Below are 25,417 nucleotides of genomic sequence, written 5' to 3' on the forward strand. Positions count from 1 at the left end.
TCATCGACAACGACTCTGCCGCGGCCTCGACCTCTCGAGGCCGCGGCAGAGTCGTTTCAGAGGTCTATCCTGGACAGGGTGCGCACGCGGCTACAGATCGGCTGGACGCCGGCCGAACCGACCCAGATCGACGACGATCTCGATTCCCGCCTCGAGCAGCTGTACGGCCTTGTCGACGGTCGACGTGTCGTCGTACTCACCGGGGCAGGTGTCTCCACCGACTCCGGTATCCCCGACTATCGCAGTCCCGGTGCACCCGTCCGTACCCCGATGACTCTCGAGATGTTCCTGTCCTCAGCCGAGTTCCGACGCCACTACTGGGCGCGTAATCATCTCGGCTGGCGACACATGGATGCCGCTCGGCCCAATGCCTCCCATCACGCGCTCACCGACCTGCAGCGCGACGGGCGGCTCACCACCGTGATCACCCAGAACGTCGACATGCTGCACACGAAGGCGGGCACGCGCGGGGTGATCGAACTGCACGGCTGTTACGGCCGCGTCCGGTGTCTCGACTGCGGAGAAACCATCTCACGACGACGCCTCGCCGACGCGCTCGACGCGTTGAATCCCGGCTTCGCCGAACGCGTGGCGAGTCGCGGCGCGATCGAGGTGGCACCCGACGCGGACGCGACACTCGATGACACGAGCGACTTCGTCGTCGCCGACTGCGCGGCGTGCGGGGGAACCCTCAAGCCCGACATCGTCTACTTCGGTGAGAACGCGTCGAAAACGACCGTGCAGCAGGCATTCTCAGCGGTTGACGACGCCGATGCAATGATCGTCGTCGGCTCGTCATTGACGGTGATGTCCGGCCTGAGATTCGCGCGGCACGCACATCGCACGGGAAAACCGCTCGTGGTGATCAACCGCGGTATTACGCGGGCCGACGACATCGCGGACCTCAAGATCGGCCACTTCTGCGGCCAGGTGCTCCCCGCCCTCACGCGCGACGCAGCGGCCTGACCGCGCGACGTCGTAGAAGACAGCGTCCGAGCAGGACTCGACCTGTACCGATAGTCCCCACTCCTCGGCGAGCGCACTCCCGTCAGTCTGCGCCAACAGACTCAGACGGCAACCAGATCGTCGGCGTGAATGACGGGTCGGTGCAACTCATTCGGCAGCTCCGACGTCGACCGGCCCACCATCCGGGCGACCTCGTCGGAGTCGTAGCTGCTCACCCCGCGCGCACGTAGATTGCCCGCGATGTCGACGAGTTCAACCACGTCGCCGTCGTAGAAACGACCCCTCACCCCCACCACGCCGGCCGCGAGCAGCGACCGCCGCCTGCGGGCGACAGCCGCGACAGCGCCGTCGTCGAGCACGATCTGCCCACGCGCGTCGGCTGCGTGCCTGACCCAGAAACGTTTGGCGGACAGACGTTCCGGTCGCGCGGCGAACACGGTGCCGACCGACGCGTCCGAGAGCGCACGGTCGGCATCGGACGCCGCGGCCAGCAGCACGGGAACCCCCGCATCCGCCGACAACCGTGCCGCTGCGAGCTTCGACGCCATGCCGCCGGTCCCCAGGGTTCCGCCGGAACCGGCGATCACACCGTCGAGATCCTCGGGGCCGTTCACCTCGTCGATGAAGCGCGCACGTTGACCGTCGGGACCGACCTTGCGGGGATCACCGTCATACAGGCCGTCGACGTCGGAGAGCAGCATGAGCGCGTCGGCACCTGCGAGATGCGCCACCAAGGCAGCGAGACGGTCGTTGTCACCGAAGCGGATCTCGTTGGTGGCCACGGTGTCGTTCTCGTTGACCACCGGGACGGCGTGCAATGCCACGAGTCGGTTGAGCGTGCGCTGGGCGTTGGCGTGGTGCGCGCGGTTCGAGATGTCGTCTGCGGTCAGCAGCACCTGCCCGACGGTGCGCCCGTACCGGTGAAACGACGTCCCCCAGGCATGCGCGAGAGCCAACTGCCCGACGCTCGCGGCAGCCTGCTTGGTGGCGAGATCGGTCGGACGCTTCTTCAGTCCGAGCGGCGCGATTCCCGCACCGATCGCCCCCGACGAGACGACGATGACGTCCGAACCAGCTCGCATCCGCGCTTCGAGGGCATCGGTCAGTCGACCGAGCCGTTCACGATCGAGGCCGCTGTCGAGGTCGGTGATCGCCGATGACCCGATCTTGACGACGACGCTGCGCGCTGCGGCGATGGATTCGCGTACGTCACTCACCGTCGGTCTCATCCTGCAGTCCGCGGCGCAGACGACGTGCCTCCTTGCGCTCCGCTGCGCCCACGCGCTCGGAACGATCGAGCCGGATGTCGGTGCCGCGACCGGTGATCGGGACGTCGTCGCCCATCGGTGTCGTCGGCTCCCAGTCGAAGCTGACGTCGCCGATCGTGACCGGAGCGCCCGGTTCTGCGCCCAGCCGGACGAGTTCGTCCTCGACACCGAGCCGGTTGAGACGGTCGGCGAGGTAGCCGACGGCTTCGTCGTTGTCGAACTGGGTCTGCGCGATCCAGCGCTCAGGCCTGGTACCCCGCACGATGAAACCGCCGGGCGTCGCGGGGTCGGCGACCACCGTGAATCCACTGTCGTCCACGGCCTTCGGGCGGATGACAGGACGACGGGCCGCAGGCTTGGGATGTGCTCGGCGATACTCCTCGACCATCGTGGCGAGCGCGTCGGTCAGCTCCTTGAGACCCTGGTGTGCAACTGCAGAGATACGGAACACGGGCCAACCGCGTTCTGCGAGTTCGGGTTCGACGAGATCCGCGAGCTCGTTGGCCTCAGGCACGTCCGTCTTGTTCAGGATCACCACCCGCGGGCGTTCGGCGAGGTCGCCGAGCCCGTGATCGGAGTGAAGTGCGGGCTCGTACGCGGCGAGTTCTGCTTCGAGCGCGTCGATGTCGGACACGGGATCACGGCCGGGTTCCAGCGTCGCCAGGTCGACGACGTGGGCGAGAACCGCACACCGCTCCAGGTGCCGCAGGAACTCCAGTCCGAGACCGCGACCGGTCGACGCACCGGGAATCAGTCCGGGGACGTCGGCGATGGTGAATACGCCGCCTGCGGTCTGCACCACGCCCAGGTTGGGCTGCAGCGTGGTGAACGGATAGTCGGCGATCTTCGGCTTGGCGGCCGACAGCACCGACACCAACGACGACTTGCCCGCGGATGGGAACCCCACGAGACCGACGTCGGCGACCGACTTCAGTTCCAGGACGAGATCGCGATGCTGCCCCTCCTCACCGAGAAGTGCGAAGCCGGGAGCCTTGCGCGCCTTCGACGCCAGCGCGGCGTTGCCGAGTCCGCCACGTCCACCCGACGCGGCGTCGAACGTCGTCCCCTCCCCGACCAGATCGGCGAGAATGGTGCCCTTCTCATCGAGCACGACGGTGCCGTCGGGTACGTGGAGAATCAGGTCGTCGCCGGTGGCGCCGTTGCGGTGGTCTCCCATACCCGGCGTCCCGTTGCCGGCCTTCGCGTGCGGCCGGAAGTGGAAGTCGAGCAGTGTGTGCACCTGCGGGTCGACGACGAGCCGCACGGAGCCGCCGTTACCTCCGTTGCCGCCGTCCGGGCCGCCGAGGGGCTTGAACTTCTCCCGATGCACCGACGAACAGCCGTGGCCACCATTGCCCGCGGCGACGTGAATCGTCACCCGGTCGACGAACCGCGACATGACGTCCTTTCTCGTTCGATGATCTCCGCACCTACCGCGGACGCCTCGTCGAACCTGATCTCTACTTGACCAACCGTGTACTTCTGAAACAAACAACAGGGCGGGCCGGGTGCATATGCCCCTGGCCCGCCCTGTGATGAGAGCTGTGCTCGAAAACCGCTCGGTCAGGCCTGCGCGGTCTCCGGAACGATGTTCACGGTCTTGCGGCCGCGCTTGGTGCCGAACTGCACGGCGCCCGACTCGAGAGCGAACAGGGTGTCGTCGCCGCCGCGGCCGACGTTGACGCCCGGGTGGAACTTGGTGCCGCGCTGGCGGACCAGGATCTCACCGGCGCTGACCTGCTGGCCGCCGAAGCGCTTCACACCGAGGCGCTGGGCGTTGGAATCGCGACCGTTGCGCGAGCTGGACGCGCCCTTCTTGTGTGCCATTTTCTCGTCCTCCTGGCTACCTGGATGTCTGGGTGGGGATCAGGGCCGTGGCCCCGGAAATTACTTGATACCGGTGACCTTGAGGACCGTCAGCTTCTGACGGTGGCCCTGGCGCTTGTGGTAGCCGGTCTTGTTCTTGAACTTGTGGATGCGGATCTTCGGACCCTTGACGTGCTCGACCACCTCGCCGGTGACCGAGATCTTCGCGAGCTTGTCCGCGTCGGTGGTCAGGGTCGAGCCGTCGACGACCAGCGCCACGGGCAGGCTCACGCTGCTGCCGGGCTCGCTGTCGATCTTCTCGACCTTCACAATGTCGCCCTCAGCGACCTTGTACTGCTTACCGCCGGTCTTGACGATCGCGTACGTTGCCATCGAAGCTGTCCTCTTACTCATCATCGGGCTCGTTGCGCGTCCGTCGCGCACGAGCGTTGTGGGTGTGTGCGTCCCGGTGCGGGCCGCACGGCATCGGGCATTACTGCCCGGGATGCTCACGGATCACACCAGAGGGCCTGTCCGCGGGTCTCGTCAGCGGTGTCCATGGCATAACCGGCACAGCTCGAACCCGCCGCGGAAGGCGACCAATCAAGATTACGGGACGTCTCGCCGCTGGGTCAAACTCGCCATACCACGTCAGCACAGCCGCCGATCAGGTCAGTCCTCGACCGGCGGACCTGCAGGCCGTCCAGCTGTCCGCCGCCGCGGCCTGCGGCGCACCGCGACGGTCGTCGGGGCCGACGACACCGGACCGAACGTGGTCAGCGGTTCGCTCGCGGGCGCCTCGTCGGTGAGAACCACCGGCTCGGCAGTCCCGGTCGGCGACGCTGCCCGGCGAACCGCGCGGCGTCGACGTTTCGCCGACTGGGCGCTCCCGTCCGCTGACTGGGCGCTCTCGTCCGTCGACTGTGCGCTCTCGTCCGTCGACTGTGCGCTCTCGTCCGCCGACTGTGCGCTCCCGTCCGCCGACTGTGCGCTCCCGTCCGCCGACTGTGCGCTCCCGTCCGCCGACTGTGCGCTCCCGTCCGCCGACCGTGCGCTCCTATCAGCCGACTGTGCGCTCCCGTCCGCCGACTGGGCGCTCTCGCCCGCCGACCGTGCGCCCGTCGCATCGGTCGGGGACGTCACGGCCTCGTCGATGACCGTCTCGACGTCGATCACCTCGCCGTCCTCGTCGTGGGCGTGTGCTGCCATGGCGCGGAACATCGGGTGTTCTGCCGGGTTGTGCGCGGGCTTCTGCTCGACCGGTTCGGTCTTCTTCTTGTTACGCCGCGACCGCTTGCTCCCGGAGTTCTCCGACTTCGCGCCGTCGTCGGAGGTCACCTCGACCGGGCTCGAATGCACGATGATTCCGCGGCCACCACAGGTCGTACAGGTCGTCGAGAACGCCTCGAGCAGACCGGTACCGAGTCGCTTGCGTGTCATCTGCACCAGGCCGAGGGATGTGACCTCGGAGACCTGGTGGCGGGTGCGGTCACGCGAGAGCGCCTCGGTGAGCCGACGCAGCACCAGGTCACGGTTGGATTCGAGCACCATGTCGATGAAGTCGACGATGATCATGCCGCCGATGTCGCGCAACCGCATCTGGCGCACGATCTCTTCGGCGGCCTCGAGGTTGTTGCGTGTCACCGTTTCCTCGAGGTTGCCCCCCGAGCCGGTGAACTTACCGGTGTTGACGTCCACGACGGTCATCGCCTCGGTGTGCTCGATGATCAGCGTGCCGCCCGACGGGAGCCACACCTTCCGGTCGAGTGCCTTCGCGAGCTGCTCGTCGATGCGATGCACCACGAAGGAGTCGGGAGCGTCGGCGTGCGGTCGTTCGAACCGCTCGACGCGTTCCATGAGGTCGGGTGCGACAGAGCTGACGTAGCCCTCGACAAGGTTCCACGCCTTGTCGCCTTCGACCACGAGCTTCTTGAAATCCTCGTTGAACAGGTCACGCACGACTCGAACCAGCAGGTCGGGTTCCTCGTAGAGCGGGCGAGGCGAGACCGATCCCTTGTTGGCCTTGCCGAATGCCTCGTCGATCGACTTCCACTGCTTCTCGAGGCGTTCGATGTCGGCGGCGAGATCGTCTGCGCTGACACCTTCCGATGCCGTGCGGATGATGACTCCGGCGTCGTCGGGAACCAGCTTCGCCAGGATCTGCTTGAGGCGCTTGCGCTCGACGTCGGGCAACTTGCGACTGATTCCGGTCGACGTCCCGCCGGGCACGTACACCAGGTAGCGGCCGGCCAGTGAGATCTGCGTGGTGAGTCGGGCGCCCTTGTGGCCCACCGGGTCCTTGCTGACCTGCACGAGCACCGGGTCGCCCGGTTTGAGAGCCTGCTCGATCTTGCGGGAACCGCCGTCGAGGCCCGCCGCGTCCCAGTTGACCTCACCGGCATAGAGCACGCCGTTGCGTCCCCGGCCGATATCGACGAACGCCGCTTCCATGCCGGGCAGGACGTTCTGCACCCGGCCGATGTAGATGTTGCCGACCATCGACGACGACGTCTCCGTGGTGACGAAGTGCTCGACGAGCACACCGTCCTCGAGCACGGCGACCTGTGTGTAGTCCTCGACAGGCGTTACGTGCTCGTGTTCGTCGGACTGCGCGAGCCGCACGTTGGCACTGCGCTCGCGCACCACCATCACGCGGTCGACGGCCTCACGACGCGCGAGGAACTCAGACTCGCTCAGGATCGGGGGACGGCGACGCCCCGCGTCGCGTCCGTCACGACGGCGTTGGCGCTTGGCCTCCAGTCGCGTCGAGCCCGAGATTCCCTGCACCTCGTCGCGGGCGCGCTTGCTACGCGGCTCGCGCTCGTGGACGACGGTGTTCGGCGGATCGTCGGGCGAGACGTCGTCTCCTTCGCCGCCTCCCTTGCGACGACGGCGACGGCGACGGCGCTTGGTCGACGAACCGTCTGAGTCGGCATCCTCGGACCCGTTGTCGGCATCGTCGACGTCAGTCGTGTCCGCGTCCGCCTCGTCGTCGGAGCCGGTGTCGTCCGAGGAGCTTCCGGTCCCCTTGCCCTCGGCCGCTTTGCCCTTGCCGGACTTCTTACGCTTCTTTCCTGACGGACGGCCATCTTCGGCGTCGGACTCCGCGGCTTCGGACCCCGCGGTGTCGGTCTGGTCCGACTCGACTGTGTCCGTCGAGTCAGCAGAGCTCGTGCCCTCGCCCTGGTCGCGATCATTCTGATCACCACGGCCGCGGCCACGGCCACGACGGCCACGACGACGCCGACGATTGCGGCCGCCTTCGTCGCCGGAGCCCTCGGAGTCGTCGGTGTCGGCCGAATCCACGGTGTTCGCGTCTGTCCGCGCAGCGTCATCGGAACGGTCGTCGTCGGGCGCGCTGTCGGGGGCGGCAGGCGCGCCGGCCTTATCCGAGCCCGCCTTGTCAGTACCGTCCCTATCCGCATCCGCGTTCTTGCGGTGACGGCCGGCGGAGGTCTCGGTGACGGTCGCAGGCTGAGGCGGGAGGAACAGCGGGCTTGCTGCGACGGCTTCTGCAGCCGCCAGCGCTTGTGGGCTCTCTGTCTCTATCGCGGAGAACAGCGTCGCCGACCCGGTCGGCTCTGGTTCCCCCTCTGTGGCCGACCCGGTCGGCTCCGGGTTCCCCTCTTGTGAACCCTCCGCGCCTGCGATCGCGACGTCGGCGGTGGTGCCCGCGGGAGCCGCGGCCTCCGAGGTTTGCGCGGGCGTCGCCGCCTGAGCGTCGGCCCCGGCCGCCGCGGCTGCAGGCTCATCGGCCGCCTGCGGCTCTTCGGCGGCTGTGGGGGCCTCGGTCGGCTCTGCCACCCCTGCGGGCTCGGAATCCGCGACAGTCGGGTCGGTGGTGCCCGGCTGCTCGGCAACCGGCGCTGGTGCGTCGACGGCTAGTCCGGCGTCGTCGACCTCCACATGGTTGCGCACGCGGTCGGCGACGGCCTGCGCCATGCTTCGCTCGACGCTCGACTGGGCACTACGACTGTGCCAGCCCAATTCGGCGAGATGCGCGAGCACCTGCCTGCTCGTGAGGCCGAGAGTGCGCGCCAGCGCGTGCACCCGGAGCTTGCTGGGAAAATCCTCCGCCGAGCCTGACGCAGCGTTCGCGTCGATCGGCGACCCGTTGTCGGTCACTGATGTCTCCTTGAACCCCCGGGCGCGACATTGTCGGCGGCCACGCGGGGGTCTCTCGTGTGTCCCGATCCTCCCGGACCGGTGTTATATGGTCTCCGCGCTCCTGGTGTTCCGTTGTCCGGAGTCCGCAGGTTGCGCTCTTGCTGGGTGATGAGGTCCGTCATGCCTTCCACGCCATGCGCGGCGGCCTGGGCCGCCCGTCGAGTCTCTTCTCGACGTCCATGGGGAAAGCGATCTGTCGCACGCGAGCCGTGTGGACCGCTACCACTGGCAACGATCTCCACTGCTGCGTCCGACGCCGAACGCCATCGTCGTCATCACGAGCAGAGTGTGTTCGCGATAACCAAGCAAGTATCCCATACGGTGCGTCGTATCCCGCAAACTATGCGCGAAAGCGCGCGTCAACGGGGTGTACTGCCGTCGACGCGCGCTCGGATACGCGGGGATCTGTCAGACGGTCAGGTCGGGAAACCAGAGTGCGATCTCGCGCTCGGCCGATTCCGGCGAGTCCGAACCGTGGACGAGGTTGTACTGCGTGCTCAATGCGAAATCGCCGCGGATCGTGCCCGGTACGGCCTTCTCAACCGGATCGGTCCCGCCGGCGATCTGCCGAAACGCCGCGACGGCACGCGGGCCTTCGAGAACGGCCGCGACGAGCGGGCCCGAGGTGATGAATTCCACCAGCGACGGGTAGAAGGGCTTGCCCTCGTGCTCCGCGTAATGCTTGGCGGCGAGGTCGTCGCTGACGTTCTTGAGTTCGAGCGCGGCAAAGGTGAGACCCTTGCGCTCGATGCGGGCGAGGATGTCGCCGACCAGCGCACGGGAGACGCCGTCGGGCTTGATGAGTACCAGAGTCCGTTCAGTCACGAGCACACTGTATCGACCCGACGCCGCTTCTCCATGCGCACCGCCGGTTCTCCGCCCGGACCGACGGTTCGGCACGCACGATCACGGGCAGTACTTGGGTTCGATCGGGAAGAATCCGTAGTCGAAGAGGTTGCCCGCCGCGGTGTGCGAATTGATGATCACCTGGACGCACCCGCCGGGCGCGGCCAGCGCCGCTGTCACCGCCCGGTCGAACTGGCCCGCGAAAGCGAGGTTCGCGGGTCGATAGGAGTCCGGCACCGGAAGTGCGGCCACTGCCTGCGGCAGATTCATCGCGTTCATTCTCACGGTGAGATCGTGTGTCGCGAGGTAACCGTATGCGTCGTCCGGAACGGGCATGGGTGGACCCGGTGTCGGGAGCGGGGTGTCCGACTCTGACGATCCACGAGCTCCCGGCGTATGTGGCTGCCCGGATTGTGGTGCGGTCGAGTGCGGTGCGGTCGAGTGCGGCGCCGACGGCGCGGGTACGGCCGAGGCCTCCGGCGCGCTCATCGCACCAAGCGGCACCAGCGCGATCGATGCTGTCGCGGTGAGCGCGACTCGAAGACGTCGCGAGGTGGCGGTCGCCGGAGAGTGGATGGGGCTGGTCGGGGCGCGAAAGGTCACGCGGCTCCTCTCGGGTGGATGTGCGTCTGACGCCGTACTGGGCACCCGCTGCGCGACGGGATGTCCCGCCGTCGGTGTGCGTGCGGCACGGGAGGCCTCGCTCGCATGCCCCCGGTGCGTGCGCCATTGTCACAGAGCACTCACCGAATGGAAAGATGACTACATCACATATGCCGTATCGGCCGCAGTGCGATACGGGTCGATGCAGCTCAGGCGAACCGCACGATGCTGATGGCACCGGCGACGAGGCAGTAGACCACGAAGGGATAGAGCGTTCGCGTGTGAAAGTACTTCGCCAGGAATGCCACCGCGGCGAATGCGGCGACGAAGGCGCACACCGAACCCACGACCACCTGCCCTCCGATGCCCTGACCATCGGGGCCGAACAACTCGGGAATCTTCAGGACACCCGCAGCGAGAATGACCGGCGTGGCAAGCAAGAATGCGAAGTGCGCGGCGTCCTCGTGATCGAGTCCACGCAGTAGCCCAGCCGAAATCGTCGACCCCGACCGGGAGATCCCGGGGAAGAGCGCCAGGATCTGCGCCGACCCTATCGCCGCCCCCTCCTTCATCGACAACGAGGCGACCGACCGGGCAGGTGCCTCACGAGCGACTGCATGGCGACCGATCCGACGCCGCCTTCTGCGGAGTAGCTCCGTCGTGAGCAGCACCAGTCCGTTGAGGAACAGCAGGATGGCCGCGGCGATGGGTGTCGCGAAGAGCACGCGCAGCGGCTTCTCGGCGATCAGGCCCACAACGCCCACCGGAATCGTGCCCGCGATGAGAAGCCACGCCAGCCGACCGTCGTTGTCGTCGACGACGCTGCGACGCCGAATGGACCGGATGAGTCCGGTGACGATACGCACCCAGTCACGCCAGTAGAAAAGGATCAAGGCGAGCGCGGTCGCCACGTGCAGCGCGACGACGAATGCCAAGAAGGGAGTGTGACCGGAGCTCTTCGACTCGGTGACCAGCGAAGCCCAGTCGCCGCCGAGCCACGCAGGCACGAGGATCGAATGGCCGAGACTCGATACCGGGAACAGTTCGGTGACACCCTGCAGCAATCCGAGCACGACGGCTTGCGGGTAGGACAGATCACTCACGTCGGCGGCCCCCTCAACTCGGACGACGAACGTCGTCCCGGGAGGCCACAGTAGCGAAATCCGTTGCGCTGCGCGCTAATCGGACAATTGCGGCGAGGACCTCACCCCTCGATGGGCTCCTGCCCGTAGAGCAGTCCGCGGTCGATCCGTTTCTGGACGTCACCCTTGATGTAGCGGATGTAGAGCCACACGCAACCGAAGATCACACCGATCACCGCGATGGACCAGTGGAAGACACCACCGATGATGACAAGCACCTGCAGTGCCAGATCGATGTTCAGTGCCTGAGGTCGCTTCTGCATTCCGACGGCGAGCACCATGAGCAGCGTCACCACACCCAGGTACGTTCCGGAAACCCACGTCAGGCCGTTTCCCACCCGCGCCACAATCGGGAAGGTCAGAATCATCACGATGATCTCGAGCACCATCGTGCCCGCCATGACACCGCGCAGGCCCTTCCACGGATCGTTTGTCGGTGGAGTGAACTTCGGTGCCTCACTTGCGGATTCGCTCATGACGGGTCCTTCCCGAACAGGGTACGTCCCGCACCTGCGGTCACGACCGACCCGGTGATCACCACGCCCGCTCCGGAGACCGGTTCGCCGTCGGATTCCTCTGCGAGTCCGATCGCCATCTCGACGGCGTCGGGCAGGAACGGCTCCACGTGGACCCGTTCCTCGCCGAACACCTCGCGTGCGGTCTCGGCGAGAGCCTCGGCCTCGACCGCCCGCGGTGATCCGTTGTTGGTGACGACCACCGCGTCGAGCACCGGCTCGAGCTCGGTGAGGAATCCCTCGGCGTCCTTGTCGCCGAGCATCCCGATGACGCCGACGAGACGTCGGAAGTCGAACTCGTCGGTCAGTGCGTGTGCCAAGGCGTGCGCCCCGTGCGGGTTGTGCGCGGCGTCGACGAACACCGTCGGCGCGCTGCGCACACGTTCGAGCCTTCCGGGACTGCTGACCGCGGCGAAACCGGCACGGACGGCGTCGATGTCGAGCTGTCGATCGGGGCCGGCACCGAAGAACGCTTCGACGGCAGCAAGCGCGATCGAGGCATTCTGCGCCTGGTGCTCGCCGTGCAGTGGCAGGAAGACCTCGTCGTACACGCCGCCGAGTCCCTGCAGCCGCAGCATCTGGCCGCCGACCGCGGTGATCGAATCGAGCACGGCGAACTCCGAGTTCTGCCGTGCGACGACGGTGTCCTGTGCAACGGCCTCGCGTAGCAGAACGTCCATCACCTCGGGCTCCTGCGGCGCGATCACCGTCACGGGATCGGTCACCACCAGATCGTCCTTGGCCGGCTTGATGATCCCGGCCTTCTCCCCTGCGATCGCGGCGAGCGAATCGCCGAGGTAGTCTGCGTGATCCATCGCGATCGGGGTGATGACGGCGACTGTCGCGTCGACGACGTTGGTTGCGTCCCAACGCCCGCCCATCCCCGTCTCGACCACGGCGACGTCGACAGGCGCCTCGGCGAAGTAGGCGAACGCGATGGCGGTGAGGACCTCGAACTTACTCATCCGCGGACCGTCGGCCGCCGTCGACGAATCGTCGACCATGGTGATGTAGGGCTCGATGTCGCGATAGGTGTCGATGAAGTCGCGCGCCGAGATCGGCCGGCCGTCGACGGCGATGCGTTCGGTGACCCGCTGCAGGTGCGGGCTCGTGTAGCGGCCGGATCGACGATGCAACGCGACCATCAGTGCATCGACCATCCGCGTGACAGACGTCTTGCCGTTGGTACCGGCGATGTGGATGGCCGGATAGGCGTGCTGCGGCGAACCCAGGAGATCCATCAACGCCGCAATGCGCGTGAGGGACGGCTCGATTCGCGTTTCCGGCCACCGCGTGTCGAGTTCGTTCTCCAGATCCGCGAGCTCGGCGAGATCCGACGGGCTGTCGACGACGATGATCGGTGTGTCGTCGATGTCGTCACCGAGGAGCGAGCCCAGGTTCATCGGGTCCGGTTCGACGTCGCCGTCCTCGTATCCCGCGAAGTCGGCGGATGTGAAGATAGGCTCCTCGTCCCCGTCGACTGATTCGGGAACGTAGTCGTCGTCCGACCGGTCGGACCGGCCGTCGCGCGGGCTCATGACCCGCCCAGCGATGCCAGTTTCGCCGTGAGCCGCTCGACTTCTTCGGTCGCAACCTGCTGCCGTTGTCGGATCTTGGCGACGACGTTGTCGGGAGCCTTGGCGAGAAACTGCTCGTTGCCGAGCTTTCCGGTCGTCTGGGCCAGTTCCTTTTCGGCGGCGGCGAGATCCTTGGCCGCGCGTTTGCGCTCGGCGTCGATGTCGACGGTTCCCGAGGTGTCGATGCGCACGGTGACCGTCGCCGACGACAGACGCACATCGATGGTCGCCGTCGCCGCGAAGCCGTCGCCCGCGGGATCAAGACGGGCAAGCGAATCCAGGTAGGGCCGCGTATCCCCCAGCCCCGCGACGTCGAGACCGTCGATCTCGGCCGCGACCCGCTGCCCGGGACGGAGCCCCTGATCGCTGCGGAAGCGTCGGACCTCGGTGATCAGGCGCTGCAGGTCATCGATCTCGGTGGCCGCGGCGGTGTCCAGCTCACGCGTGGATCGTGTCGGCCACGGGGCGATCACGACGGACTCGCCCCCGGTCAGCGTCTTCCACAACACCTCGGTGACGAACGGCATGACCGGCGACAGGGCACGCAATAGCGGATCGAGAACCGCGCCGAGCACCAGGGCCGTCGACCTCGAGCGTTTCGGATCCTCTTCGGCGAACTGCACCTTGGCGAGCTCGAGGTACCAGTCGCAGACCTCGTCCCACGCGAAGTGGTACAACGCCTCGCAGGCCTTCGAGAACTCGTAGGAGTCGAACCCCGCGTCGACCTCCGCGAGCACTTCATCCAGGCGTCCGAGAATCCAGCGGTCGGCGACGGTCAGGTCCGCGGCGTCGGGCAGTTCGCCATCGGCAGGCACCTGTGCGCCGTTCATCAGCGCGAACTTCGTGGCGTTGTACAGCTTGGTCGCGAAGTTGCGCGACGATTGCGCGTGGTCCTCGCCGACGGAGATGTCCGAACCCGGGTTGGCGCCGCGGGCGAGCGTGAAACGCAGGGCGTCGGCTCCGAAGCGGTCGACCCAGTCGAGCGGGTCGATGCCGTTACCGCGCGACTTCGACATCTTCTTCCCGTGCTCGTCGCGCACCAGGCCATGGAGGAACAGGTTGTGGAACGGCACCTTCTTGTCGGCGTCGAGATCCTTGCCGACGTACGTGCCGAACATCATCATCCTCGCCACCCAGAAGAACAGGATGTCGTACCCGGTGACGAGAACCGATGTGGGATAGAACTTCTCGAAATCCGGGGTGTCCTCGGGCCAGCCGAGGGTGGAGAACGGCCACAGGCCCGAGGAGAACCACGTGTCGAGCACGTCGGTCTCCTGGACGTATCCCTCGGGGGCCTGCTCGTCGGGTCCGACGCACACGACCTCACCGTCGGGGCCGTACCAGATCGGGATGCGGTGTCCCCACCACAACTGCCGCGAGATGGTCCAGTCGTGCATGTCGTCGACCCATGCGAACCACCGCGGCTCCATCGACGTCGGGTGGATCACCGTCGACCCGTCCCGCACGGCGTCACCAGCGGCCTTGGCCAGCGACTCCACCTTGACCCACCACTGCATGGACAGGCGGGGCTCGATCGGCTCGCCCGTGCGCTCCGAGTGCCCGACGCTGTGCAGGTACGGCCGAACTTCTTTCACGATCCGCCCCTGTGCGGCGAGCGCCTCGCGAATCTTGACCCTGGCCTCGAAGCGGTCCATGCCGTCGAACTCGGTTCCGGTGCCGGCGATGTGCGCTTCCTCATCCATGATCGTCGGCATCGGCAGCCCGTGTCGCGTCCCGACCGCGAAGTCGTTCGGGTCGTGTGCCGGGGTGATCTTGACGGCGCCGGTACCGAATTCCGGATCGACGTAGTCGTCGGCGATGACCGGGATCTTTCGATCGACGAACGGGTGGTCGAGTTCGGTGCCGACGAGATCGGCGTACCGCTCGTCGTCGGGATGCACAGCGATCGCCGTGTCGCCGAGCATCGTCTCCATTCGCGTGGTCGCGACGACGATGTGGGGCTGTGAATCGTCGAGGGACCCGTAGCGGAAACTGACGAGTTCGCCCTCGACGTCGGCGTAGCTGACCTCGATGTCGCTGACGGCGGTCTTGAGCACCGGCGACCAGTTGACGAGGCGCTCCGCCTGGTAGATCAGCCCGTCGTCGTACATCTTCTTGAAGACCGTCTGGACCGCGCGCGAGAGTCCCTCGTCCATCGTGAAACGCTCGCGGGTCCAGTCGACGCCATCACCGAGTCGGCGCATCTGCTCACCGATGTTGCCGCTGATCTCGGCCTTCTCCTGCCAGACTCGCTCGATGAAGGCGTCGCGGCCGAGATCGTCGCGGGTCAAACCCTCGGCGGCGAGCTTGCGCTCGACCATCGTCTGCATCGCGATGGCTGCGTGATCCATACCTGGCAGCCACAGCGTCTCGTAGCCCTGCATCCGGGCACGCCGGGTCAGCGCGTCCATCAGGACATGCTCGTAGGCATGCCCCATGTGCAGCGACCCGTTGACGTTGGGCGGTGGGATGACGATGGAGTAGGCAGGCTTGTCGCTGGAGGCATCCGGGGTGAAGTATCCGGCGTCAACCCAGCCCTGGTAGAGCTTCGACTCGTGGTCGGCAGGGTCCCAGGACTTCGGCAGCGCAGGCGTCGAGTCGGTCACCCCTCAATCTTAGGGAACCGCTCCGACGACACTCACACCCTCTCCGCGGAGCGCTCAGCCGATGGCCTCGGCACGCGCGGCATCGGCCGAAACACGGACACGATGAACATCCTCGGGCGAGTTCACGTTGGTCAGCCAGAGAGGGTCGGAGACGGTCACCCGATAGGTTCCGAGCGCTTCGAGGGCCGCGGTCATCCGACGCTCCCCTGCTGAGACGAGTTCGGCGATGGCGTCGGCGGCGTCGGTGCGGTAGATCGCCGCCATGGGATGGTCACGCTCGTTGTCGTGAGCGACCACGGCTCCCGCCGAGTCGGTCACCGCGACCAGCAGTTCGTCGATCAGGCCGGGTTCGATGAGCGGCATGTCGGTGGCCGAGACGAACGCGTGTGAGCATCCCGCGTCACGCGCCGCCGCAAGGCCGACCGCGAGTCCCGCGAGCGGACCGGCACCGGGTTCCTCATCGGTCACCCACACGGCTTCCGGGCCGCCTGTGCCGTGCAGCAACCGGTAGGCTCCCGAGTCCTCGGTCGCGACCACGAACACCGGATCGCAGCGCTGCGAGATGGTCCGGACCACCCCGGCGAGCATCGGCTCGCCGTTCCAGTCGAGCGCCGCCTTGTCGCTGCCCATCCTGCGTGAACGGCCGCCCGCCAACACAATGCCCGCGGTCTTTTCTTCGCTGCGTGTCATCTGCCCAGTCTGTACCAGCCGCGGCGTCGAAATCAGCAAGACGACGAAACGCGGGTCACCGTCCGGAGACGATGACCCGCGTTTCAGGGATCAGAGGTGTCAGGCGCTCTTGTCCCGACGCTCCTCGGAGTTGCTCGACCGCGGCACGATGGTCGGCAGCACGTTGTCGTTGACGGTCTCGGCGGTCACGACGACCTTCTCGACGTCGTCGCGGCTGGGGATGTCGTACATGACAGGAAGCAGTACTTCCTCCATGATGGCGCGCAGGCCGCGAGCCCCGGTGCCGCGATGGATCGCCTGGTCGGCGACGGCTTCCAAGGCGTCCTGGGTGAACTCGAGTTCGACGTCGTCCATGTCGAAGAGCTTGGTGTACTGCTTGACCAGCGCGTTCTTGGGTTCCGACAGGATCGACACAAGCGATTCCTTGTCGAGATTGGTCACTGAAGCGATCATCGGCAGACGACCGATGAACTCGGGGATCAGACCGAACTTGATGAGGTCCTCAGGCATGACGTCGGCGAAGTGATCGGTGGTGTCGACGTCTTCGCGACTGGCGACCTCGTTGCCGAAACCGATCCCCCGCTTGCCGATGCGCTCCGAGATGATCTTCTCGAGACCCGCGAACGCACCGGCGACGATGAACAACACGTTGGTCGTGTCGATCTGGATGAACTCCTGGTGCGGATGCTTGCGCCCACCCTGCGGCGGTACGGATGCCTGCGTGCCCTCGAGGATCTTCAGCAATGCCTGCTGCACGCCCTCGCCGGAGACATCGCGCGTGATCGACGGGTTCTCGCTCTTGCGTGCAATCTTGTCGACCTCGTCGATGTAGATGATGCCCGTCTCGGCGCGCTTGACGTCGTAGTCGGCGGCCTGGATCAGTTTGAGAAGAATGTTCTCGACGTCCTCGCCCACGTAGCCGGCCTCGGTGAGGGCCGTCGCATCGGCGATCGCGAACGGCACGTTGAGCATCTTGGCCAGGGTCTGCGCGAGGTAGGTCTTGCCGCAGCCGGTCGGTCCCAGCATCAGGATGTTCGACTTGGCGAGTTCGACGATCTCACCGCTGCGCGAGTCCTTCTTCTCCCCGGCCTGGATGCGCTTGTAGTGGTTGTAGACGGCGACCGCGAGCGTGCGCTTGGCTGTGTCCTGTCCGATGACGTAGTTCTCGAGGAAGTCGCGGATCTCTGCCGGTTTGGGCAGCTCGTCGAGCTTCACGTCGCCGTTCTCGGCGAGCTCTTCTTCGATGATCTCGTTGCAGAGGTCGATGCACTCGTCACAGATGTACACGCCGGGTCCGGCAATGAGCTTCTTGACCTGCTTCTGACTCTTGCCACAGAACGAGCACTTCAGCAGATCGCCGCCGTCTCCGATTCGTGCCATCGCGCGCTGTACCTACTTCCCTTGCTTGCCGTGCTGCCGTGTCGTCGTGTCGTCTCGAAAGAACCCGTTGCAGAGGCAGTCGGACGCGGACTATCGCTTCACGCAGGATCGCCCGATATCACGACGGTACCCGCGCGTGGACATAACTTCGACCGATAAGAGCAAATGTCGTCGACGACTTTTCGACGTCTCCGACCACCTGCCCGCCCGAGCGGTGCGGCACTCAAGCATGCCCCTTGTCCCGCACCGCCCCGGGGAACCTCGCGGGTGTGTCGCTACTTCTTGAGCGACTTCTTCCGATACTCGAACACCTCGTCCACGATCCCGTATTCCTTCGCCTGGTCGGCGGTCAGGATGTTGTCGCGGTCGGTGTCCTTACGAATCTTCTCCTTGGTCTGCCCGGTGTGTCCGGCAAGGATCTCGTCGAGCCGATTGCGGATGCGCTCGATCTCGGCAGCCTGGATCTCGAGGTCGGACACCTGACCCTGGAACGCTCCACCGGTGCGTGGCTGGTGGATGAGGATGGTCGCGTTCGGCAGTGCGGCCCGCTTGCCGGGACTGCCGCCTGCGAGCAGGATCGCCGCCGCCGACGCCGCCTCGCCGAGGCACACGGTCACGATGTCGCAGTGGACGTACTGCATCGTGTCGTAGATGGCGAGCATGTCCGGGACGCTGCCGCCGGGCGAATTGATGTACATCGTGATGTCGCGGTCGGGATCCTGCGACTCGAGCACGAGGAGCTGCGCCATCACGTCGTTGGCGACCGTCTGGTCGATAGGGGTGCCGACGAACACGATGCGCTCCTCGAAGAGCTTTGCGTACGGGTCGTACTGACGCTGCCCGTTCGGGGTGTGCTCGATGAATTGCGGGAGGATGTACCGCATTTCGATGTTCTTCAGCGCGAGGGCCGATGCGGGGATCCCTGCGGCGACGTCAGCCGGCAGCGAGTCGTACATGTTCGTCATGATCTGCTCCGTGAAAGTGTGGGTGGCGAATGAACTCGACGGTGGTCGTTCTCGGTTCCTGGGGACGAAAACGGATCTACGAGACCGCCCTGGCACGCGAGATCACGCGGTCGACCAGGCCGTAGTCCTTGGCCGCGTCCGCGGTGAACCACTTGTCGCGATCGGCGTCGATCTCGATCTGCTCGACCGTCTGCCCGGTGTGTTCGGCGTTGAGCTCGTTCATCTGCTTCTTGATGGTTGCGAACTGCTCGGCCTGGATGGCGATGTCGGCGGCGGTACCACCGATACCCGCGGACGGCTGGTGCATCATGATGCGCGCATGCGGCAGCGCGTAGCGCTTGCCCTTGGCACCCGCGGTGAGCAGGAACTGACCCATCGATGCTGCGAGGCCCATCGCGTAGGTGGCGATGTCGCACTCGGCGAGTTCCATCGTGTCGAAGATCGCCATGCCGGCGGTGACCGAACCGCCCGGCGAGTTGATGTACATGTGGATGTCGCGCGTCGGGTCTTCGGCCGAGAGCAGCAGGATCTGCGCACACAGCTTGTTCGCGATGTCGTCGTCGACCTGAGTGCCCAGGAAGATGATCCGCTCGCGCAGCAGCCGTTCGAACACCGAGTCGCTCAGGTTCAGCCCCGCGACTCCTGAACTCATCGATGGTGTGTAAATGGTCGGCTTGCTCACGGTTCCCACCTTGTCTGTCGTTTGTGGTCTGTCATCGGCGCCCCAGCGAAGCCGGGGCCCGTGTGCTCGTTGATCCCGAATACTCGAAGAACTCGAATCCCGTTCGACCTCTGGTCTTCTGGGATCTCGCGTTCGGTGCGATCGCGAGTGCTCGGGATCGTCTTCTCCGACAGTAGTCAATCGGCGGGTTCCGATACCGCCGATGACACCCCTATTCGCTGAGAGCAGAACAGCCGGACCCGGGCATTGCCCAGAATCCGGCTGTCGCGTCCTGCCTCGTGATGTCAGGCGTCCTCGCCCTTGTCGTCGGTCTTCGCATCGTCGGCTGTGTCCGAGGCGTCGGCATCGGCTTCGTCGGCATCGGCCCCGCCGAAGAACTCGGCGGTGTCGACGGTCTTGCCGTCGGAGTCGGTCACGGTCACCTCGTCGACGATCCCGGCCAGGGCCTTGCCGCGGCGTACGTCGGCGTACACGGCGCCGACCTGGTTCGCCTGGGTCAGCTGCTGGATGAACTCCTGCGGAGCCATTCCGTAACGCTGCGCCTGGAACAGGATCTGCTGGGTCAACTCGTCCTGGCTGACCTCGGTCTCCTGCTGCTCGGCGATCGCGTCGAGCAGCAGCTGGGTACGGACTGACTTCTCCGCAGACTCGCGGGCGTTGTTCTCGAATTCCTCACGCGTGGTGCCCTGCGCCTCGAGCAACTGCTCGAAGACAGCGTCGTCGTGGCCGATGCTGTGCAGCACCTGCTCGAGCTGTCCGTCGACCTCGGCCTGCACGACGTTCTCCGGCAGCGGGATCTCGACGGTCTCGATCAGCTTGTCGAGGACGGCATCGCGAATGGCGTTGGCCTGCTCGAAGCGCTTCGACTGTTCGACGCGCTCGACGATGGACTCACGCAACTCATCGACGGTGTCGAACTCGGACGCCATCTGCGCGAACTCGTCGTCGAGTTCGGGGAGCTCGCGCTCCTTGACCGAGTTCACCTTGACTGTCACCTCGGCGTCGGCGCCGGCATGCTCTCCCGCCACCAGCTTGGTCGTGAAGGTGGTCGACTCACCGGCATTGAGACCGACGAGCGCCTCGTCGAGGCCGTCGATCAGCTGCCCGGAGCCGACTTCGTGTGACAGTCCCTCGGTGGACGCGTCCTCGACCTTCTCACCGTCGACGGTCGCCGACAGGTCGATCGACACGTGATCACCATTCTCGACGGGACGATCGACGCCCTTGAGCGTGCCGAACCGACCGCGCAGACCCTCGAGCTGTTCGTTGACTGCGTCCTCGTCGTCGGCGATGGCGTCGACCTCGACCGCAAGTGTCGAGTAGTCGGGCAACTCGATCTCCGGACGGACATCGACCTCGGCGGTGAAGCTGATGCTCTCGCCGTACTTGAGCTCGGACAGGTCGATCTCCGGCTGCCCGATCGCCTTGGTCTCGGTTTCTGCCACGGCCTCCGAGTACTTACCCGGCAGCGCGTCGTTGACGACCTGAGCCAGGATCGAGTCGCGGCCGACGCGCGCCTCGATCAGCTTGGCCGGGGCCTTTCCCGGGCGAAAGCCCGGGATGCGGATCTGCTGTGCCAGCGAGCGGTACGCCCTGTCGAAGTCGCCCGAGAGTTCCTCGAACGGCACCTCGACATTGAGCTTGACTCGGGTCGGGCTCAGTTGCTCGACAGTGCTCTTCACGCCTGAATGCTCCTCATATATACGTCTCGTACGCTGTCGTCACGGATCGTGCCCCGCGGTGCGTGTCCGGTCGGCCGTGTCCTGATCGGTCGGGATGACAGGATTCGAACCTGCGACCCTCCGCTCCCAAAGCGGATGCGCTACCAAGCTGCGCCACATCCCGGTGGCCTCGGTACGCGGACCGCGGCCTCGATGAACCCGCCTCGCGGGGTCATCTGTCCCCGACGAGCAGGGCCAACAGACGATAGTACGTGGCCCTCGGACAGTAACCGAATCCGGTCCTGGCGAATCTGCGCCGTCGGCGCGCCCCGGCGCGCCCGCGGCGCGGACGGTACCCGTCAGACGGCGGGTCCGACCGGTACGTCGAGCCCACGATCGACGGGTCGATTTCTGATCCGAGCCCACCATTGGGTACAGTCACATGCGCTGCCGATATCGGCAGCACGCGGGTGTAGCTCAATGGTAGAGCCCTAGTCTTCCAAACTAGCTACGCGGGTTCGATTCCCGTCACCCGCTCCGACGCAGGCCAGAGGGTTTTTCCCTCTGGCCTTTCTCGAGCCGCGAGCAGCCTGTCGGAGTGTGATCTACGCCACAAGCGGGTGTAGCCTTGACTCATGTCCTCCAGTTACTCGAAGACCCCGCGCAGATGTTCGAGCTGCGGCGCACCATTGTTTTTCCGACGTGATGTGACGACGTCCGACAGTGGCACCCCGCGCGTCGACGCCATGCTCATATGCCGAAATGAATCGTGCGCAGAGCCCGCCGTTCATTTACGGACCGAGCATCCCGACATCCAGGGCCTGCGCGCGTAACGCGCGGCAGCGCAGCCGGTTCGAGCCGAACCCGAAACCCGGCACACATTATTGTGACCGTTGTCACATATCCGTGACGGTCGGGCGACGACCTCGCCTTTTGGCTTCACGAACCGTCGATCCGACACAACAACGAGGCCGTCCGACGCTTTGCCTTTGAACGAAAGACAACGGTTGTGTAACGATGGTCGCGGCGCCTCGGGGGGGTGCGTCCACATTGTCCCAAGAGCGAAGGTTTGCGAACTCCCGTGCTGAACTCAACTCCGTCCCATCGTCGCCGTCGCGGCGTCGTCCGCGGACTACTCGCCGCGGTGATCGGTGTGATCGCCGTTGCGCTCGCCGCACCGGCTCTTGCCCAGGCAACGCCTGTCACCGTGGTGCCAGGGCTTCCGCCGGTCGAGGTTCCCGACAACATCCCGGGACTGCCGACTCCGCCGAAGCAGACCACTCCCGCGCCTGCGCCTGCGCCGTCCACCACCACTCCTCCTCCCGCGACAACGCAGGAGGCTCCGGGCGTCCCGGCCATCCCCAACGTCAAGACCTCGACGGGATGGATCGCCTTGGCCACCGACGGTGACCACACCATCTATTGGTGGAAGGACGGCAAGTTCGTCAAGAAGATGCCGATCTCGATGGGCTCGAACGCGCACCCGACGCCCAACGGCGTCTACCACACCCGTGAGAAGTACCAGCACATCGTGATGGACTCGTCCACCTACGGCGTGCCGGTCGACTCGCCGGAGGGCTACCGCACCGACGTCTACTGGGCCACCCGTATGTCGAGCGACGGCATCTTCATCCACGCCGCACCGTGGTCGGTCGCCCAGCAGGGCAACAGCAACGTGAGCCACGGCTGCATCAACATCAGCACCGAGAACGGCAAGTGGGTCTACGACACGATCCCGCAGGGAACCCCGATCGTCGTCCGCGGCACCGTCGGCGGCCAGTACGACGGCAACTGATCAAACGGTCTGACGTCTGATCTCACAGACATACGGGAGAGGCCCGGGTCCGATACGGACCCGGGCCTCTCCCGTCTTCTGAATTCGGGCGCCGACGCGCCGCGTCACCGCGGTTCAGACAAGACTTCCGCTGCCGACGTCGAGATCCATCCTGTTGCCCTCCGCCCGTACCCGGGCGATCGCGCGCATCTTGTTCGACGCATCGAGAGCCGCCACCTTGTAGCCCTCCGCCAGGGTCGGGTAGTTGAACACGGCGTCGACGAGGTAGTCGACCTTTCCGCCCAGCCCCATCACCGTCTGGCCGATGTGAACCAATTCTGCGGCATTGGTGCCGAACGCATGTACGCCGAGCAGGGTGCGTTCCTCCGCGTGCACGAGCAGCTTGAGCAGCCCGTATGAATCGCCCATGATGGCGCCCCTCGCCAGTTCCCGATATCGCGCAACACCGACCTCGAACGGCACATTGGCCGCGGTCAATTGATCTTCGGTCCTGCCGACGAAGCTGATCTCCGGAATCGCATAGATGCCGATGGGTTGCAGGTTGTCGTCGGTTGCCCCGACCGGTTCGTCGAACGCGTGATAGGTCGCACGTCTTCCCTGCTCCATCGACGTTGCCGCCAGTGCCGGGAAGCCGATGATGTCACCGACCGCATAGATGTGGTCGACCTCGGTACGGAAGTCGGCGTCCACGGTGAGCCTGCCGCGCTTGTCCGCGGTCAGACCGGCCGCATCGACCCTCAGCTCGTCGGACACGCCCTGGCGGCCCGCGGAGTACAGCACGGTGTCGGCGGGGATCTTCTTCCCGGACGCCAGGATCGTCAACGTTCCCGAGGGATGGGCCTCGACGGTCTGCACGTGCTCGCCGAACCGGAACGTCACGCCGCGTTCACGCAGCTGGTACTGCAATGCCTCCACGATCTCGCGATCACAGAAGTCGAGCATCGTGGGACGCTGCTCGATGACGGTCACCTTTGTGCCGAGCGCCGCGAACATCGAGGCGTACTCGATGCCGATGACACCGGCGCCGACCACGACCATCGACCGCGGAACCCGATCGAGTGCCAGGATCTGGTCGGAGTCGACGACGGTCGTGCCGTCGAAGTCGACAGACGGCGGGCGGGCAGGCCTCGTGCCGACCGCGATCACGAACTTGTCGGCGCTGACGTGTTTGAGATCGCCGGTGGCATCCTCGATCGCGATCTCGTTCGGACTGGTGAAGTACGCGCTGCCGAGCAACATGGTCACGCCGTTGCGGGCGAGCTGGCTCTGGATGACGTCGATCTCCTTGCCCACGACATGGGTGGTCCGAGCCGAGAGATCAGTGACCGTTATATCCGTCTTCAGTCGATACGACTCGCCGTACATCTCCCGCTGGTTGAGGCCGGTCAGATACAGGACCGCCTCACGTAACGTCTTGGAGGGGATCGTGCCGGTGTTGATACACACACCGCCAACCATGTTGCGGCGCTCCACGATTGCCGCCCGCTTGCCGAGCTTCGCCGCTGCGATGGCGGCCTTCTGTCCGGCCGGCCCGGACCCGATGACAACGATGTCGAAATGATCCACGCGCCCAGTCTTTCGTTCGTCTCTCGCCTGACGACCCGTCGTGGGCCTGTGATCAGTGTCGCTCAGCGGCGGGGTTCGCACGACTCGAGGCGCGCATCGGCGCAAAGGTTGCGCCGACCTGTAACCACTGGGCCAACTCCTGGCAGCCTGTCGTTTCCGGCGCGGTCGCGAGTCGGCGATACGGCTCCCGGCAATACGCCGTGTGCCTGCCCCCGTCACGGTTCGTGATCACGAGGCTGTGCCAGACGATGAGTGCAGGTAGATATCTGCGCACCGCCCGCCACGCCGCGCGCAGGCGGTGCACATCCCGGCCCCACTGTGCGGGGCGCAGCGACGTGCGCGCTGCATTCTGAAACGCATTGTCCCGCAACACGACCAGCATGTCGCGAATCCAGTTGAGGGGCCGACGGAACTCGAGCGAGGCGGTGAGGTCGGCGATGTCGCGGATCAACGAATCCGGCTCGGCGTTGCAGATCATGTCGGTCGGGGCGCCCACCCACCACGCGGGGATACGGTCGGGCAGGGGTGGCCCCTCCCCCGCAACGCCCCATCCCGAACAACCGGTCACCACGCCGGGCGGCTGGTGGGGATCCGCCACGAAACCGAGGCCGATCACCCGATCGATCGACAGATCAGCGTCGAGTTCGAGTTCGTGCACACATCGACGAACGACAACGGCACCCTGCGAGTAGCCGACGATCACAACCTGCCCGTCGGTGTCGGTCAATGCCTGCCGCAGGGAACGGACACCTTCGGCAACGCTGTCGGCGTAACTGATACCGCGCCTGCCCGTCGCGGGCCCGTAGCTCGCCGGATACCCGACCCACCGCGGCACGAAACGCTCGTCGAGATCATCGACGACCGCCGCCAACATCCCGCTGACCGCCGTCCGCCTGTCACCCCGATAGGACTCCCCGGTCCCACCCACGGCCAGCACCGTGATCCGACCGACCGGGTACGGCTGCGACGTCGGAGCCGCACATGGCTGCGCACCGCGGCTGTTCATGGTCTCCATGTCATCGATGCTCCGTGTCGCCCATGAGAGAAGCGCTGCGCGACACTGAGCTTTTGCTGTGAGGGTGTCGCGCCGAGATGTTGGCTGCGCGGGCCGTGCCGCGCCCCTGACATCGAGCGCCCAGGTCAGACGTAGTCCAGATCACGTCGGAGCAGGTTGATTTACAT

Annotated in this window: 20 protein-coding genes and 2 tRNA genes; 3 read left to right on the forward strand and 19 right to left on the reverse strand. The window is 65.9% G+C overall.

Features of this window, described 5'->3' with window-relative positions; all coding sequences use genetic code 11:
* Nucleotides 1-78: 78 nt before the first annotated feature.
* Complete coding sequence (locus tag LK459_RS00415; protein ID WP_227921119.1) at nucleotides 79-966, forward strand: NAD-dependent protein deacetylase; 888 nt, start codon at nucleotides 79-81, stop codon at nucleotides 964-966.
* A gap of 101 nt (nucleotides 967-1,067) precedes the next feature.
* On the opposite strand, the gene proB is transcribed toward LK459_RS00415, so the two are convergent.
* The 17 genes from proB to LK459_RS00500 form a co-directional block, all read right to left on the reverse strand.
* Entirely contained in the window at nucleotides 1,068-2,183 is a 1,116-nt protein-coding gene (proB, locus tag LK459_RS00420; RefSeq protein WP_227921121.1) for a glutamate 5-kinase, read from the reverse strand.
* The gene (gene obgE, locus LK459_RS00425) at nucleotides 2,176-3,633 is read right to left on the reverse strand and encodes a GTPase ObgE (RefSeq protein ID WP_007240608.1); all 1,458 of its coding nucleotides are present in this window, start codon (nucleotides 3,631-3,633) and stop codon (nucleotides 2,176-2,178) included. The genes proB and obgE overlap by 8 nt, the downstream gene beginning before the upstream one ends.
* Nucleotides 3,634-3,797: 164 nt before the next feature.
* Entirely contained in the window at nucleotides 3,798-4,061 is a 264-nt protein-coding gene (gene rpmA / locus LK459_RS00430) for a 50S ribosomal protein L27 (protein WP_007240607.1), read from the reverse strand.
* Between the two features lie 60 nt (nucleotides 4,062-4,121).
* Nucleotides 4,122-4,433 (reverse strand): 50S ribosomal protein L21, encoded by a 312-nt coding sequence (rplU, locus tag LK459_RS00435; protein WP_005176586.1) that lies wholly within the window; start codon nucleotides 4,431-4,433, stop codon nucleotides 4,122-4,124.
* Nucleotides 4,434-4,712: 279 nt separating this feature from the next.
* The gene (locus tag LK459_RS00440; RefSeq protein WP_227921122.1) at nucleotides 4,713-8,165 is read right to left on the reverse strand and encodes an Rne/Rng family ribonuclease; all 3,453 of its coding nucleotides are present in this window, start codon (nucleotides 8,163-8,165) and stop codon (nucleotides 4,713-4,715) included.
* A gap of 450 nt (nucleotides 8,166-8,615) precedes the next feature.
* On the reverse strand, nucleotides 8,616-9,032 hold the full coding sequence (gene ndk, locus LK459_RS00445) for a nucleoside-diphosphate kinase (protein WP_039994506.1): 417 nt from the start codon (nucleotides 9,030-9,032) through the stop codon (nucleotides 8,616-8,618).
* Between the two features lie 81 nt (nucleotides 9,033-9,113).
* Complete coding sequence (locus LK459_RS00450; protein ID WP_227921124.1) at nucleotides 9,114-9,656, reverse strand: hypothetical protein; 543 nt, start codon at nucleotides 9,654-9,656, stop codon at nucleotides 9,114-9,116.
* 209 nt (nucleotides 9,657-9,865) lie between these two features.
* Complete coding sequence (locus tag LK459_RS00455; RefSeq protein WP_227921125.1) at nucleotides 9,866-10,759, reverse strand: undecaprenyl-diphosphate phosphatase; 894 nt, start codon at nucleotides 10,757-10,759, stop codon at nucleotides 9,866-9,868.
* A gap of 101 nt (nucleotides 10,760-10,860) precedes the next feature.
* Nucleotides 10,861-11,274, reverse strand: a complete 414-nt coding sequence (locus tag LK459_RS00460) for a DUF4233 domain-containing protein (protein ID WP_007240601.1) — start codon at nucleotides 11,272-11,274, stop codon at nucleotides 10,861-10,863.
* The gene (folC, locus tag LK459_RS00465) at nucleotides 11,271-12,851 is read right to left on the reverse strand and encodes a bifunctional tetrahydrofolate synthase/dihydrofolate synthase (protein WP_407648685.1); all 1,581 of its coding nucleotides are present in this window, start codon (nucleotides 12,849-12,851) and stop codon (nucleotides 11,271-11,273) included. The genes LK459_RS00460 and folC overlap by 4 nt, the downstream gene beginning before the upstream one ends.
* Nucleotides 12,848-15,496, reverse strand: a complete 2,649-nt coding sequence (locus LK459_RS00470; protein ID WP_227921131.1) for a valine--tRNA ligase — start codon at nucleotides 15,494-15,496, stop codon at nucleotides 12,848-12,850. The genes folC and LK459_RS00470 overlap by 4 nt, the downstream gene beginning before the upstream one ends.
* Before the next feature lie 54 nt (nucleotides 15,497-15,550).
* Nucleotides 15,551-16,186, reverse strand: a complete 636-nt coding sequence (locus LK459_RS00475; protein WP_227921133.1) for a molybdenum cofactor guanylyltransferase — start codon at nucleotides 16,184-16,186, stop codon at nucleotides 15,551-15,553.
* 99 nt (nucleotides 16,187-16,285) lie between these two features.
* Nucleotides 16,286-17,566, reverse strand: coding sequence for an ATP-dependent Clp protease ATP-binding subunit ClpX (gene clpX / locus LK459_RS00480; protein WP_227921135.1), 1,281 nt, complete (start codon nucleotides 17,564-17,566; stop codon nucleotides 16,286-16,288).
* A gap of 275 nt (nucleotides 17,567-17,841) precedes the next feature.
* Nucleotides 17,842-18,531 carry an ATP-dependent Clp protease proteolytic subunit gene (locus LK459_RS00485; protein ID WP_039994496.1) on the reverse strand — a complete coding sequence of 230 codons (690 nt, stop codon included), beginning with the start codon at nucleotides 18,529-18,531 and terminating at the stop codon, nucleotides 17,842-17,844.
* 76 nt (nucleotides 18,532-18,607) lie between these two features.
* Nucleotides 18,608-19,213: an ATP-dependent Clp protease proteolytic subunit gene (locus tag LK459_RS00490; RefSeq protein WP_007240595.1), complete on the reverse strand. Its 606-nt coding sequence runs from the start codon at nucleotides 19,211-19,213 to the stop codon at nucleotides 18,608-18,610.
* A 284-nt stretch (nucleotides 19,214-19,497) separates the two neighbouring features.
* Nucleotides 19,498-20,895, reverse strand: coding sequence for a trigger factor (gene tig / locus LK459_RS00495; protein ID WP_007240594.1), 1,398 nt, complete (start codon nucleotides 20,893-20,895; stop codon nucleotides 19,498-19,500).
* An 89-nt stretch (nucleotides 20,896-20,984) separates the two neighbouring features.
* Nucleotides 20,985-21,058 (reverse strand) — tRNA-Pro (locus LK459_RS00500).
* 282 nt (nucleotides 21,059-21,340) lie between these two features.
* Between LK459_RS00500 and LK459_RS00505 the strand changes: the two genes are divergently transcribed.
* Nucleotides 21,341-21,411 (forward strand) — tRNA-Gly (locus LK459_RS00505).
* Nucleotides 21,412-21,955: 544 nt separating this feature from the next.
* On the forward strand, nucleotides 21,956-22,669 hold the full coding sequence (locus LK459_RS00510; RefSeq protein ID WP_227921137.1) for a L,D-transpeptidase: 714 nt from the start codon (nucleotides 21,956-21,958) through the stop codon (nucleotides 22,667-22,669).
* A 114-nt stretch (nucleotides 22,670-22,783) separates the two neighbouring features.
* Here the strand turns inward: LK459_RS00510 and sthA are convergent, their stop codons facing one another.
* Together sthA and LK459_RS00520 are read right to left on the reverse strand one after the other, a co-directional pair.
* Nucleotides 22,784-24,235: a Si-specific NAD(P)(+) transhydrogenase gene (gene sthA, locus LK459_RS00515; RefSeq protein WP_227921143.1), complete on the reverse strand. Its 1,452-nt coding sequence runs from the start codon at nucleotides 24,233-24,235 to the stop codon at nucleotides 22,784-22,786.
* A gap of 52 nt (nucleotides 24,236-24,287) precedes the next feature.
* Nucleotides 24,288-25,250 (reverse strand): PE-PPE domain-containing protein, encoded by a 963-nt coding sequence (locus tag LK459_RS00520; protein WP_407648686.1) that lies wholly within the window; start codon nucleotides 25,248-25,250, stop codon nucleotides 24,288-24,290.
* Nucleotides 25,251-25,417 lie beyond the last annotated feature (167 nt).

It is taken from the genome of Gordonia otitidis, assembly GCF_020735545.1.
GTDB classification, from domain to species: Bacteria; Actinomycetota; Actinomycetes; order Mycobacteriales; family Mycobacteriaceae; genus Gordonia; species Gordonia otitidis.

Excerpts from the sequence above, each read along its gene's own strand:
- folC (WP_407648685.1), bottom strand. The coding sequence starts at position 12,851 with ATGAGCCCGCGCGACGGCCGGTCCGACCGGTCGGACGACGACTACGTT.
- LK459_RS00460 (WP_007240601.1), bottom strand. The coding sequence starts at position 11,274 with ATGAGCGAATCCGCAAGTGAGGCACCGAAGTTCACTCCACCGACAAAC.
- LK459_RS00520 (WP_407648686.1), bottom strand. The coding sequence starts at position 25,250 with ATGGAGACCATGAACAGCCGCGGTGCGCAGCCATGTGCGGCTCCGACG.
- LK459_RS00475 (WP_227921133.1), bottom strand. The coding sequence starts at position 16,186 with ATGACACGCAGCGAAGAAAAGACCGCGGGCATTGTGTTGGCGGGCGGC.
- clpX (WP_227921135.1), bottom strand. The coding sequence starts at position 17,566 with ATGGCACGAATCGGAGACGGCGGCGATCTGCTGAAGTGCTCGTTCTGT.
- obgE (WP_007240608.1), bottom strand. The coding sequence starts at position 3,633 with ATGTCGCGGTTCGTCGACCGGGTGACGATTCACGTCGCCGCGGGCAAT.
- LK459_RS00485 (WP_039994496.1), bottom strand. The coding sequence starts at position 18,531 with ATGACGAACATGTACGACTCGCTGCCGGCTGACGTCGCCGCAGGGATC.
- rpmA (WP_007240607.1), bottom strand. The coding sequence starts at position 4,061 with ATGGCACACAAGAAGGGCGCGTCCAGCTCGCGCAACGGTCGCGATTCC.
- rplU (WP_005176586.1), bottom strand. The coding sequence starts at position 4,433 with ATGGCAACGTACGCGATCGTCAAGACCGGCGGTAAGCAGTACAAGGTC.